Origin of the sequence: Moritella sp. (genome assembly GCF_013215705.1) — a bacterium.
In the GTDB taxonomy this organism is placed as follows: Bacteria; Pseudomonadota; Gammaproteobacteria; order Enterobacterales; family Moritellaceae; genus Moritella.
In genome coordinates this window covers 101,230-115,091 of the sequence record NZ_JABSQR010000010.1, presented here as the reverse complement: position 1 = coordinate 115,091, position 13,862 = coordinate 101,230, and the positions used below count along the sequence as shown (strand labels likewise).

The window sequence follows — 13,862 nt, the reverse complement described above, 5'->3', positions numbered from 1 at the left end:
TTAAGCTTCCTTGTTCGCAGTTTCAATGCTTGAGTTGTCACTGATTTCGGCATTATCCTTGGCGTGCTGACGCTGTACAAACAGGCGCACAACAAATTCAACCGCACATAGACTGCCAATCAGGATATAAGCAATGAAACCGTTATAAAGAGTCCACACTTTAAATGAGCAATATAACGCCGTGTACAATGAAATACTGGCATTAATGATGAAGAAAGCACACCACACTAAGGTAACTTTACGGGTGTAATTAATCGCATGTTCAGGTAAGTTCGGATCTTGTAATCGCGCAAACGTTTCAATGACGGTGGGCGGTTTAAGGTATGAATACGCAAATACCGCCAGCATGGCAAAGTTGACCATCAGTGGGTATAACTTAAAACCAATATCAGAGTCCGTGAATAACGAGGTAACTATCGCTAAGCCACCCAGTGCGGTAGCAGGTAACAACCACGGCATTTTATTTAAGACCCCACGTAACATCACTAAACGCGACATTAACAAGGCTAACAAACCCAGGGCAAGCCAAAAAGGACTAACATAATTTAGTCCTAAATAGACAGCAAAGGGATAGAGCAATAAGCACAATCCCAACAGCACAGTAACTATTTTTTTCAACATAAAGTCTTCAACATATGACTCACCGATGCACTAAGCGAACAACGATTATTTCGTTAACGTTAGTTTTTCGATTTCGTTTACAACGTCTTCTACTGTACGTACTAATTTAAACACTTCAGGTTCAATTTTTTCGTTAGTAATGTCGCGTAATTTAATCACTAAATCAATGGCATCAATACTGTCTAAGTCTAAGTCAGTATATAAATTAGCTTCCAAGCTAATATCATCGGCTTCAATTTCAAATTCTTCAATTAAGATATCGGCTAGTGTTTGGTAGATCTGTTCTCTAGATTGCATGGAAAATCCTTAATTAAGCCGCTGTGCGAGTCTGAGTAATGAATGCACTTAATGCATTAATCGATGAAAAATGGTGTTTAATCTCTTCCGAGTTTGCATCGATTTTGATGTTGTAATGTTTCTTTAGGATCAGACCTAATTCAAGCGCATCGATACTATCTAAACCTAAGCCTTCAACAAACAATGCATCCGCATCGTTAATATCTTCAACTTCAATATCTTCAAGGTCTAGTTCCGCAATAATAAGCTGCTTTAGCTCAGTTTTTAATTCAGTCATGGATCTGTAGTTCCTGTTTAAAATAACTTTCAAGTTCACGGCAATAATGGCGAACTTGTTTACTCATAGGTGTTGCTGCAGTTGAAATTGACGGTACATTACGTGTTAACTGCAGCATAAATTTAGCTTTTTCGCTTGGGATCTGATACCAAGATTCTGCTTTGGTTAATGTACTTGGCGTGACATTAATTAATACTGTGGTAATTGGTACCTGACAACGTAAGGCGATATTGGCTGCTCCACGTTGAAAAACTACTTCTTTTCCCGGTACGGTACGTGTACCTTCAGGGAATATAATCAGATTATTACCCTGATCTAATGATGATTTACACGCATCGAGCAAGGCTTCGGGGTCAGCGTTACTGATATAACCGGCATTTTTTATCACCCCACGAATAAAGGGATTGCTAAATAAATGGGCTTTTACCACGCAATCAGCATTGGGGATAATAGACAGCAATACCACCACATCAATCAACGAGGGATGATTAGCAAGCACTAACTGACCTTGCAGTTGAGCCAACGTTGCTCTATCACGCAGATCAAATGCGAAGATCCGCGTAAACGCCATGGTGGCAATAAAAAGCCGGAAACTATAATGTACGGTTTTACGGGCTGCACGTTTTTGCGCTTGCTCACCACGAATACACAATTTCTGTAGCGGAAATACCAACACCGTCAGTATCAACCCACCCACGCCAAATAAGCTAAAGCACGTAGCCGTAGCAAATAAACGCCAAAGATAATTAAGCGCTTTATAAACATAGTTAAGTGCCTTAAACATTCATTGATCCGGAGATTAAATCACAAGTCCAAATATGGCGATCAGACGTATATTGTAACGTTGATTTTGATACTATTTTTGGTGTTAAACCTAAGTTGGTATCAAACCAGTTAATAAAACACAAGGCTGCGGGCAAATTCAATTCAGCCGTATCTTGTTGAACGCCTTGCTTATCGCCGTTGTCAGCGCCCGAGAAGGTGCTAAAATTAATGTCGATATTGGCAATTGTCGCTGGCGTAGGCGTTAGCGTCACCACCATAGCAACCGCATGATCCACTTGCTGTTCATCTTGAAACTGGGAATACAATTCTGGCAGTTCACGGTCAACATGCACGATAAGTAGCTTATTGGCTCGACCTGATTTTAGTCGCGCGTAGGCATCAACAAACGCATAAAAGAAGCTATCTTTACCTGCAGATATGGCGTTAATTGCTTGTTTATTTTGCTTGAGGATACTGTATAAGCCCGGCACCGCATTATGAACAGAAGTACTGAATGCGGTCGGTGAAATATCTTGCTCTGCAGCAAGATCAGTCAGTAATGTTGATGTTTTGTGTAAATCACCATGACGACTCGAGAATACAATATCAATTTGTGCTAATTGTTTTGATATTTCAAGTTCTGACATTTCAAGTTCTGGTGCTTCAGACACTGATGTTTCAGCCAATGTAGACGCTGCAGAGAGCGCATTTTCAGCCGTATACAGTGCAATCTTAGCGAAAGGGCTTAAACGTCGACGTTGCATTGCCGGCACAAACTCTAACTTTGGCCAAACTGATGATTTTTTTTGCATGCCGTCAGTATTGTTAGTTTTTTCAGCGCCGGAAGTTGACCAAGAGCTAATACTTTCTAGATGTAACTTCAACGGTTTCTCCTAAAACTAAAATGGCGGCAATAAATATGCCGCCATAATAATTAATCGTGAACAATAAATCAACAGCTAAATTTAAAACGCAATAACTATCAACTGGTTACATCGGATGGTTTATTCTATTTTATAAGCTGATAATGACTATTTGATTGTAAATGCAACAATAACAACGCTTACTTTCGCTTACAAAATATTACTGTCAATATTCTCGATTATTTCTTTTTACAAGCGAGAAGCGTATGGCCAAGACCCAAATCATCGGTATCTTGGTCAATATACATACCCGCTTCTTGGATCAAACGCATCATATCTTTAGAGTGATACATACGACTATTGCCATTGGCCATAGCAGTAAAGTAGATAGACGTAGCATTGACACAATAAGCACCCGCTTCGTAGGGCTGTCTATCCCAGAACGTTTCTAAGATATATAAACGACTATCGGCTGTCATAACGTCAGCAGCACGTTTAAGAATACTTAAGATCTCGCTTTTGCTAAAACAGTCTAAAAACTGACTCATCCAGATGGTATCGGCACCAGCAAAGAAGGTGCGGCTTTCATCAAGTAAATCGGTTTCATGGCCGTGAATACGATCGTCAACACCCGCCTCTTTCGCATTTGCCAATGCCACATTAAGCTGCCCCGGTAAATCCATGATAGTAACGTTGACGTTTTCATCATGCTTGGTACACGCTAATGACCATTTACCGGTATTGCCACCCACATCTAAAATGTGTTTTGGCTTGTGTTCAAACAATAATGCCAGTACTTCAGGAAAGGCATGGTCTGAATAGTAATGATCAAATTCAAACCAACTTCTTTTCGCTTCTTCGGGTAATTGACTCAGACCCGGATAAATCGTTTTCCAATCACCAAATACATGCAGGCCAGCAGGCGTGCCGGTTTCAATGGCTTTATCTAAATCAAACAGACCTTGGTAACAAACATGGTGGGTAAAATCGAGATTCTTTAATGCCATATCATCGTGAAGCAAAAAGTAACCCACTTTATCTAAAATAAAGTTGTCATCTTGTTGCCACACTAGCCCCATGCTTAATCCCATATCAAGCAATACACTGATACCGTATTCACTGGTATCAAGCTTGTTTGTCAATGCTGACAAACTAATGCCTTGCTTACCTTCGTCATCAACCGCTTTTAAAATACCAAACTTTAATAGGCAACGCGCCACCTGAAATGCAACGGGTGCAAAGGCAATCTTCTGTGCTTCAAACTTTGCATTAAACGCTGAGACTTCAGCTGGTTTATCATAAAAAGCCATTATTACTCCATGAGTTAATTCAACACGCTAATATATGTTTACGAGTCTAATATAAATAACTATTCGTTTCCTTATTAACATCATGTTTTCCGTCATAAAAAAAGCGATGACCACTAAAACTGTAATCATCGCTCATTCATTAATATATGAATTCACCTCGTTAAACTCAATAATTTACCTCACGGTACAATGTCGGTTCCGGTGTACATAACAGACAATGCCAACGGTATGACCAAGATTATGTCGATACAAGCGGGTTAATTACTTAAACCATCCGCGTTTAATACCTATTGCATTAACTAAGTGGTACTGGATTCAAGCAATAAGTACAATTGGCTCGGTGCGAGATCTAAGTAATTATGTTTAACACTCGAAAAGCTGTCATACTAGGTCGATAAAATTTAGTATTTTGATGACGAAGATTAAAGTGAGAACAAAATGATCAATATTTACCGTGTATCTTTTCCTGATGGTAGTGTATATATCGCAGCGAAAAAAACGCCACCAGCAAACGCAGTAAAAAGCTATGAATGGGCTAAAAATCACGCAGACCCAACACGTCCATTAGTTGTCGCGTACCTGAAAAGTAAAGGTCAAAGCACATTAGAAATGTTGCATTCAGATCTAACACCAGACATGGCTAAAAAGCTAAAAAGAAGATATATCGTTGAAGCAAGACAAGCAAAACAATACGTAGTTGTTTAATTAGGCGATACCGTCTGCAGCAATGCACACCGAAAACACACATGACAAGGGAACTGTATGTGTGTTTATGACTGCCACTGATTATTTGTGTTTAATGATTACTGAGCCATAGTTAGTTACTGACTCATTTTCACACGCCCTCCCGTTGAAGATAAACTCGGCATGTTCTGAAAAAGAATATAAACCAGGTAACAATCCCGAATAACTTCAAGCCATCCTCGAGCAAAAATTCAAACCCTTGTTGTTCTAACAATAAATCAGCCAAAACTGACAGTGCAAAGAAGCTAAAAGCGATAAATAAAGTTGCGTACTCGTGGTTCAATATTTCAGTTCTGAATTTAACCAGATAAACTAGAACGATTGTTACGTAGCCTAAGTAAACCAGTTTTTCAGGTATCATCAAATGATTAGGTAGCAATGAATCATGCAACATAAACATATCATCCAATAACAACCACAAGGTAAGTAACCCTGAATAGAGCAAAAATTGAGAGGTCGCTTGGTTATTGCCTTGCTTATGAATAACTGAAGAAAAAAGACAGATCGCCGCAGTAAAAGCCCAAAATAATATACCTATGTTAGATATAAAACCAATATACGAAGGCCCCCCCAGCACCACAGTTGGATCACGGGTAAACGACGAGATCGGTATATTGTAATAACCGCTTATCATCGTGATAGTAAACAATAAGCCAAACAGTACAATGTAGGTTGCAGATAGCAGCTGAACACTACGTTTCACTTGCGTGATGATGTTTTCAGTTGATAGCATATATACTCCTAACGTTTGAATATATGATTCAAAGATAGCAGCAGACCATTTATGTCGCTATAAATAATAAACTTGTAGGTAAGAAGTAAAGACATGTGGATGAGTAAACGCAGCCTGTTCATTACAACATAAGCCACGTTCACAGGGAGAGTTAATTAAAGATCAGCAAGCGTGATGTCATCAAATTGATACAACTGACCACCGAATTCCTGCATAAAGACTTCAGCATCCGATTTAATACTAAAGCTCGCTAACGTTTTCCCCATTGCACCAGTTTTAGTGGAACCGATGACAAACCAAGCCTGTTTGGCATCAATGAAGTACTCGTCGTTCGGTTGACCCCAAGGTGTTTTACTCATGTCATGAACAAACACCTCTTTCACTTGGCGTTTATTTTCGGGTTGTAGAATAAAACCAAACAGATCCCGTGTAGAGCAAAATTTATTAATATCGTCTTGGGTTGATGCATAGCTTTCCCCCTTCGGCCCTGGGAAATTACTGATTATCATGCCACATAAATGACAACTATCCGCTTGTTCAATCTTCATCGCTTGCTGTACCATCGCCTGCTGCTCAGTTTGTTCTCCGCAGCCAACAGCAAATGCCAGCAACATCCCGAGAGACAAGATTCTTAATTTTGAGTTAAACATAAATATTCCTTCATTAATTTAATGCAATTTTGTAATTATAATTTTTTATTCGCAAACACAATTCTCGCCACCGTCAACGGCACCACTATCCACGCCACCATGATCGTCATTAATACGGTAATAGATTGACTCGAATTAATCGCCACCGCGATCACGCCATTAACATCACCGCGATCAAGGGCGGCAAGGTTAATCAACCTAAACACATCGGCAGGATTAAACATCATCACATTCACTAGCCCCTGCTGGGTCAAACCATCGTCCACACTCACGAGTGCAGCCAGCACAGCCAGATCAAATACCAATACAAAGAAAAACCACACCAATAATGCGATACCTGCGGCTTGTGATTTCTCATTCACGGCAATGCTGATCACGTAAGCCACACTGATAAATACCAGCCCGAGCAAGGTGGCGGTAACAATAAATAACCCAAAGGCAGCAAATACCCCCTCAAACCCAGATTGAAAGCCCATCATCACCGCGGCACTACCAAAACCCAGCGCCGTCGCTAACGTAATAATAGCCCCTTGCCCGACAAATTTACCCAGTAACAGCTGTCCCTTACTCAGCGGATAAGTCAGTAACAATAACAAGGTGCCCGCTTCCTGCTCGCCGACAAAACTGTCGTAACTCAGTAATAATGCAATGAGCGGGATCAGAAATACCGCAAGACTAGACAAACTCGCAATCGTTGAAGACAGCGAACCGCCCCCTTCTCCGCCAGATGCCGCAGCGCCGTAATAACTCAGTCCTAACGATAAAATGGCAAACACAGCAGTAATAGACACAAACCAACGGTTTCTTAATCCATCTTGAAACTCTTTACTCGCAACCGCTAAAATTGCATTCATGATGCGGCTCCTTGAATTGGGGTACCATTCGCTAAATAGTACTGATACAACTGCTCTAAACTGGCCGGTTCCACACGCACATCAACCACGCTGTCATATGACATAATTTGTTTTAATACGGCCATCTTTTCGTGCTCCTGCACATGTAAGCTATCCTTGTCGCCCTTGTAACGCGTTAACAATGGGTCTGAATTTAACGGTTCCGTGATACCTAGGGTATGGATCACCACAGGTAAACTGGCTTGTGCACGTAATTGCGCCAAACTACCAATCGCGATCACTTGCCCTCCCGATAAGATCATCGCACGGCCAATATGTTGCTCAACCCCAGGCAATACGTGGGAGCATAAAATAATGCTGGCGCCACGCTGTTTCAAGCGATCAACAGAATGATAAAATTCTTGGGTCGCAGTGGGATCTAAACCTATCGTGGGTTCATCCAATAACAACAGTTTTGGCTCGCCAAGAAAGGCTTGCGCTAACCCTAATCGTTGTCGCATGCCTTTGGAATAGGTTTTAACCTTACGCTGCATTGCGTGAGTCAGCCCCACTAATGCCAGTAACTCGGCAACTTGTCGACGTGGTACCGATTTTAACTTGGCAAAATAACGCAGTACTTCTACACCGGTTAAGTGATCATAAAAACTCACGTTCTCAGGTAGGTAACCGATATGACGGCGGTCTTGCCATGCTTGTTTCGATTGCGGATCACGACCAAAAATAGTGACATCACCACTGCTGGTTTTTTCAATCCCTAAGATAATTTTCATCATGGTGGTTTTGCCTGCACCGTTATGGCCAAACAACCCCAGAACTTCACCTTCTGCAAGCTGTAGTGAAACATTGTTTAATGCTTTTAATTGCTGAAAATGCTTGCTTACATTTGTCATTGATACGATTGAAGCGGTCATAATAAGTCTGTTGCCTCGCTACTTGTTGTGAACGTATTTTTTGTTAAAGTATTGTTTGTTACAAAAGCGCTATTTTGTACAACATGATTGTTAGCTATCGCACTTTCTGGATCTAGGATGGTGACAATACGACTCGGCGTCATTAATGGATGGCTGTCTTTTACACCGCCGGGTTTTAATATCGGGAATTGATTTTGAACCCAACGTAATAACAGCACAGCAGGACTATCAAGCAAGACTTTCGCTTCTGGATATTGCCATATCATCTTATCAATACCGTCATTCGGCTCAAAGGCGGTATCACCTTTACCGTCACCATCGAGATCCCAGCCCAAATAGTTACTCCAGTAATTACCGACGCCATCAACACTCCATTCTTGGCGTTGGTTGGACACATATTTCACTTGGATGGGGTTATTAATAAAGTTATTACCGTATACCTTTGAATGCTCAGAACCCGCGGTTAGGTGAATACCAATCTCGGCAGTATCAACCGTATTATATTTGATGGTGTTATAACCCGAGTTATAGATGAATAAACCTTTACCATCCCGACCTAAAACCTTATTTTCAGGCTTGGTCCACACGTCTTTTATATGATTGTTGGAGATTTCCGAAAAGGTAATAAAATTGAGTAAAAAACCATAGTTTTCAGTATTCAAACTGCGATTACCAGACACAACCAACTGACGAGAGCTCATTAAGGCATAACCAACTCGGTTATTATAAGAAAAGTTATTCAATACCTTGTTGTTATGCGAATACATGTAATGCACACCAAAACGCAGATCGTGCAGGGTATTGTTTCTCAGCTCATTATCTTGGCTGGAAATAACATACAAACCATCTCGAGTTTCGCTCACCGTATTGCCTACTACTAAGGCTTTTTGAACCATAGAAAGCTGAATACCATTGCCGCGATCAGACGAACGTAATTTGGCATTCCCTTTAATGGTATTGTTTTTAACGACGACATCTTGGCTACGTTGGATCCAGATGCCAAAGCCATCACCACTGAGCTTATTATCTTGTATGGTGATGTTAGTGGATTTTTTATCCGTGTAGATACCTGAATTCTGCTCTGTTAAGTCACTGCCCCAGTTAATGATGGTCAGGTTTTGAATGGTAATATTTGAATTTCGTAACTCAATGGCATGACCTTCACCATTGGCATTAATCACAGCCCGTTTTTCACCGGTGACAGCATCCATTTCACCAGTGACAGTAATAGCATGATCAACGGTAAAATTACCGATATATTCACCCGCAGCAATTACAACGACATCACCATCATCCGCCAGATCTAACGATGTTTGCAGATTATCATCGCTGGTAACATAAATATTTGCCGCAAAAACAGCCAATGGCAAACAGAGGAATAAAATAAATGATGTTAATACGGTAAATGCATGTTTAGCCATTAACACTCTCTTTTCTATAATTAATATAACAACCATAATTAAACATAATAGTTAAATACCACAAAGGGGAGCAATAATAATGCGACTCCCCCTCATTTATCCAGCCTATTACTCGACCTTATTACGCCTTATTAACGGTTATGCTTCCACTAGCATACGACCACGCATTTCCATGTGTAGCGCATGGCAGAACCAGTTGCAGTAATACCATTGCACTCCCGGTTTATCCGCAGTGAAGGTAATTGAAGCAGTGGCTTGTGGACTGATCTCCATTTGTACACCGTGATTGGTCATACAGAAACCATGGGTAACGTCTTCAACCATATCTAAGTTAGTCACCACAACCGTGACTTCATCACCTAATTTAACCTTGAACTCGTTCAAGCCATAAACGGGCGCAACAGAAGTCATGTACACACGTACTTTGTTGCCATCACGAATAACTTTGTTATCCGCCATCACGTTAACACCGTCCGCTTGTGCCATAGCCACCGTTTCAGCAAACATAGGATCATCACGCGTCCACAGTTTATGTGGTTTCACTTTACTGCGATGAACAATGATAACGTCATGCGGTTCAGCGAACGCGGGACCATCATGTACCAGCTTCATTTCGTCACCAGAAATATCAATTAACTGATCGTTTTCTGCACGTAAAGGTCCCACATTTAAGAAACGGTCTTTCGAGAATTTACATAAAGCGACTAACCATTTACCATCAGCGTCACGCGTTTCACCTTGTGACGTGTGGTTATGGCCGGGTTGATAATGCACATCCAGTTTTTGTTTTATATAATTAATTTTTTCACCATTGTGGGCACGGATCGCTTCTTCTACATCCCATTTCACAATTTGGCTATCAAGGAATAACGTTGTATAGGCAAAACCACGGTTATCAAATGCCGTATGCAGTGGCCCTAAACCTAATTCTGGTTCTGCTACAATGGTATCCCGCGGTTTGATCTTATCACTGAACAAAGCATCCAGCTTATCAACAGCAATAATTGAAACCGTTGGCGATAACTTACCATTAGACACAAAATATTTACCATTTGGGGAGATATTAATACCGTGCGGTGATTTAGGTACTGGGATATAACGGGTAAGCTCAGAGCCTTTACGACCATCTAAAACAGGCACATTATTGCCATTATAAGTTTTGAATTTACCGGCTTTTAGCGCCGCTTCACAACGCGCTAGGCTGAATACCACCACATGGTCACGCTCAGAAGAGATCATTTCCCCTAAGCTCATGCCCATTTCGGAGTTATAACAGGTTGAGGCGAAATATTTACCATCGTAATCAGCATCGGTATTATCAAGGTTACCGTCTACCATCACCTGGAACGCCATTTCCATTGTTTCTGCATTTATCACATTAAACAGCGAACGGTATGTGCTTACGTCTTCCATCAATGCTTTACCATCATTGTCCATTGGAATTTCGAACTCACCATTACAGATCACGTATTTAGTGTAAGGTACTTTTTGCACACGTAAACCATGCACACCTTGTACGTTTGGAATAGTGAGCATTTTATCTGTTTTCATGACATCACAACGAATACGAGCAATACGTGAATTGGCTTTATCATTAATGAACACATATTTACCGTTATAACGACCATCCGTCATACTCATGTGGGGATGATGCGCATCACCCGCCAGAATATGCGCGCTTTCGCCTTTAATGCGTTTACTTTCGTTTGTTAAACCCCAGCCTGTCGCGCTGTCGATATTAAAAACAGGAATACGCATTAATTCACGCATTGAAGGTAAACCCATGATACGTACTTCACCAGATTGACCGCCACTCCAGAAGCCATAATATTCATCCAGTTCCCCTGGGTGTACTACTGGGCTATTTGCATATTCGACACGTTTTGCTTGTGCCATTGACGAAAACATTGCTGCTGACATCGGTGCTAATACCGCACCCGCACCTAACATAGCCGTTTTGCTAAATAAACTACGACGATCTGCATTCTCTAACGTTGTTTCTTCAGATACTTCAATATTGTTATTTTTAACATCTAGCATAAGATTCTCCGTGATATTAAAATTGTGTTTATTTCGATGCGATTAACTTCTATTTATGAGGTGTTAGCTGCTCTTTATTCAGTATTCGTAATGGCGATAATTTGCTCATCGCTTATTTTTCTTTTCTTTCTGGCCAATTTTTTCAATGGTGGACATTTTTCCTCGTTAAAATACGTCACCTGGCAATCCAGACAGTAATGGCACTCACGCATATTGATCTCGCCGTTTGGTTGTATGGCCTGGATCTCACATTCTTTGGCACATGTTTTACAGGGCTGACCACATTCAGAGCGGCGTTTAAGCCACTGGAACAAACTCAGTTTGCTGGGTACGGATAATGCCGCACCTAACGGGCATAAATAGCGACAGAATGTTTTACGATTAAATAAACTCGATAAGAGTAACAAGCTTGCCCAAGCAACGAATGGCCATTCACGATCAAATTTTAATAAGAACGTGGTTTTAAAAGGTTCAATTTCAGCAAGCTGTTCTGCGGCTGCCAGTGACTCGAGTGATACACCAAATAAGGCGAGTAAAATTAAGTATTTGATTGCCCACAAACGTTCATGCACGGCGTACGGCAATTCGATTTGCGGTAATTTAATAAAGCGGCCAAACACGTTGACCAGTTCTTGTAAGGCGCCAAATGGGCATAACCAACCGCAATATACTGCGCGGCCCCACAACAGCACGGTGACAGCCGCTGCGCACCATAAGATAAAGATGATCGGGTCAAGCAAGAACAGATCCCATGAAAAGTCATGCATCAGGGCTTGTAAGAAGGTAAACACATTAACAATGGATAACTGTCCGCCCCATGACCAACCGATAAGTACGACGGTGACCACCAGAAAACCATGACGCAAGTTATGCATGAACTTAGGATGCCTAACCAACACATCTTGGAAAAACAAGATCAGCAGTAATACCACCATGAGTCCAATAAGGAGGATGACTTCGGTATTACGCTCTTGCCATACCTGTTGAGTCAGGGTTAACTCAGGTGGAGGTATAATAGCTGGCGGGGTATCTACATACTTATCCAGCATGTCATACTGACCTCTAAAGCTATTAAACAAACTATCAACAGGACCGGTTTGACGGCGAACTAACAGTTCAAACGCCCACTCGGCACCGGGATCAAACTCGTGGTGTGCTGCGATTCTAAATACCGACATCTCTTTAAATTTCGGTGCCCCAGCAATAAAAATATCGGTGACACGTTCATGCTGCAGATCCCGAAAAGAGATCGAATTATCTTGTTGATGAACTTGGATACGGTCAAAAATACCACCGCGCACATAACCTGAGCCTTTAAATGAGTAACCGTTTCCAAATACCCCAACCAGATGCTCACCAGATTTAAGGTTGGCGGTTAGCCATTGGTAATCAGAAGCACTGAATAAGTTTTTACCTATGGTGGGAATATCAACAAGGGTGAAATAGATCTCAGCAAACATATCTTGCTTTTCATCACTATCGGCTTCGTCTACATGCTCTGCAGCAGTGCCGACAAAACTGTTATCAACGGCTTCACGGTTCAGGTATAACTTACGAATAGAGCCATCACCGGTTAGTTGCGTCCAGTCAGCGGGCTCAAATAACTCGGTTTTAATGGTTGAAATAGGTTGGATAATACCACTGGATTTTTTGATGATAGCCAGTGCTTGTGCGACTTTCTTGGCGGCCTTGGTGATCCCGACGTTCATCACCATTACGGTAACAGTTGCGCCTGATAGACCATCAATAGCGACGTAATTCTCACTATTATTACCACCCACTTTTAGCCTATCTCGCACCGATAAACCAGCATATTGATCAGTGAAAGCCCATAGTTTACTCTCTGGAATACCCGCTAGAATAATGGGTTCGTGATGTTCTAATACTTTTGCAGTAAGGTATGTGCCTTGTGGATCGATTGCCACCAACATATTAACTGGCTCACCAGAATAAGCAGGGATCCTAGCGATATCGTTGGTTTCAAAGGCATAACCTAAGACTTCATCGTTTTTACGAATAGTCCAGATAGGATAACCACCAACTTCCGTTGGGGTTTTATCAGAAATAGCGGTAGCATCGGGGAATAGCGCCTGAATAAACGGCATCGGATCTTTTGGCGGACTAACAAATAATGCATAACTTGGCGGTATAAAGAAAGTGGTCATCAGCATCATCACAGTGATACAAGCCGATACCCATTGCTGGAATCTACTTTTTTTATTAACTAAATAACTATAATTAACCACAATCGCCCCTTAATTTTGCAACTTATTACGAGTAAGTTGCAGTCATAAGGAGCATCATAAGTACCTCTTTGGAGATGACGAATGACTTAAGTCAATTTATCACTAACATATTTATTATTTCACTCACTAT

General features: G+C 41.2%; 14 protein-coding genes. 1 reads left to right on the top strand and 13 read right to left on the bottom strand.

Features of this window, described 5'->3' with window-relative positions; genetic code table 11:
- From HRT96_RS08385 to HRT96_RS08360, 6 genes are all read right to left on the bottom strand, one after another.
- Window positions 1-621 (bottom strand): hypothetical protein, encoded by a 621-nt coding sequence (locus HRT96_RS08385; protein ID WP_293154856.1) that lies wholly within the window; start codon window positions 619-621, stop codon window positions 1-3.
- A 45-nt stretch (window positions 622-666) separates the two neighbouring features.
- A complete protein-coding gene (locus HRT96_RS08380; RefSeq protein WP_293154853.1) occupies window positions 667-918 on the bottom strand; it encodes an acyl carrier protein in 252 nt (83 codons plus the stop codon).
- Between the two features lie 13 nt (window positions 919-931).
- On the bottom strand, window positions 932-1,195 hold the full coding sequence (locus tag HRT96_RS08375; protein WP_293147017.1) for a phosphopantetheine-binding protein: 264 nt from the start codon (window positions 1,193-1,195) through the stop codon (window positions 932-934).
- Entirely contained in the window at window positions 1,188-1,979 is a 792-nt protein-coding gene (locus tag HRT96_RS08370; RefSeq protein WP_293154851.1) for a 1-acyl-sn-glycerol-3-phosphate acyltransferase, read from the bottom strand. The genes HRT96_RS08375 and HRT96_RS08370 overlap by 8 nt, the downstream gene beginning before the upstream one ends.
- Window positions 1,972-2,844, bottom strand: coding sequence for a beta-ketoacyl synthase chain length factor (locus HRT96_RS08365; protein ID WP_293154849.1), 873 nt, complete (start codon window positions 2,842-2,844; stop codon window positions 1,972-1,974). The genes HRT96_RS08370 and HRT96_RS08365 overlap by 8 nt, the downstream gene beginning before the upstream one ends.
- A 218-nt stretch (window positions 2,845-3,062) precedes the next feature.
- The gene (locus tag HRT96_RS08360; protein ID WP_293154847.1) at window positions 3,063-4,133 is read right to left on the bottom strand and encodes a methyltransferase; all 1,071 of its coding nucleotides are present in this window, start codon (window positions 4,131-4,133) and stop codon (window positions 3,063-3,065) included.
- Window positions 4,134-4,571: 438 nt separating this feature from the next.
- Here HRT96_RS08360 and HRT96_RS08355 point away from each other — a divergent pair, with 438 nt between their 5' ends.
- Window positions 4,572-4,838, top strand: a complete 267-nt coding sequence (locus tag HRT96_RS08355; protein ID WP_006030621.1) for a hypothetical protein — start codon at window positions 4,572-4,574, stop codon at window positions 4,836-4,838.
- Between the two features lie 130 nt (window positions 4,839-4,968).
- Here the strand turns inward: HRT96_RS08355 and HRT96_RS08350 are convergent, their stop codons facing one another.
- The 7 genes from HRT96_RS08350 to nosR form a co-directional block, all read right to left on the bottom strand.
- Window positions 4,969-5,610, bottom strand: a complete 642-nt coding sequence (locus tag HRT96_RS08350) for a hypothetical protein (RefSeq protein WP_293154844.1) — start codon at window positions 5,608-5,610, stop codon at window positions 4,969-4,971.
- 155 nt (window positions 5,611-5,765) lie between these two features.
- Entirely contained in the window at window positions 5,766-6,260 is a 495-nt protein-coding gene (locus tag HRT96_RS08345; RefSeq protein WP_293154841.1) for a nitrous oxide reductase accessory protein NosL, read from the bottom strand.
- A 35-nt stretch (window positions 6,261-6,295) separates the two neighbouring features.
- A complete protein-coding gene (locus HRT96_RS08340) occupies window positions 6,296-7,114 on the bottom strand; it encodes an ABC transporter permease subunit (RefSeq protein ID WP_293154838.1) in 819 nt (272 codons plus the stop codon).
- Window positions 7,111-8,025 (bottom strand): ABC transporter ATP-binding protein, encoded by a 915-nt coding sequence (locus tag HRT96_RS08335; protein WP_293154835.1) that lies wholly within the window; start codon window positions 8,023-8,025, stop codon window positions 7,111-7,113. Before HRT96_RS08335 ends, HRT96_RS08340 begins: the two co-directional genes overlap by 4 nt.
- Window positions 8,022-9,446 (bottom strand): nitrous oxide reductase family maturation protein NosD, encoded by a 1,425-nt coding sequence (locus HRT96_RS08330; RefSeq protein WP_293154832.1) that lies wholly within the window; start codon window positions 9,444-9,446, stop codon window positions 8,022-8,024. Before HRT96_RS08330 ends, HRT96_RS08335 begins: the two co-directional genes overlap by 4 nt.
- 138 nt (window positions 9,447-9,584) lie before the next feature.
- On the bottom strand, window positions 9,585-11,486 hold the full coding sequence (nosZ, locus tag HRT96_RS08325; RefSeq protein WP_293154830.1) for a TAT-dependent nitrous-oxide reductase: 1,902 nt from the start codon (window positions 11,484-11,486) through the stop codon (window positions 9,585-9,587).
- A 74-nt stretch (window positions 11,487-11,560) separates the two neighbouring features.
- Window positions 11,561-13,732 carry a transcriptional regulator NosR gene (gene nosR / locus HRT96_RS08320; RefSeq protein ID WP_293154828.1) on the bottom strand — a complete coding sequence of 724 codons (2,172 nt, stop codon included), beginning with the start codon at window positions 13,730-13,732 and terminating at the stop codon, window positions 11,561-11,563.
- Window positions 13,733-13,862: the final 130 nt, after the last annotated feature.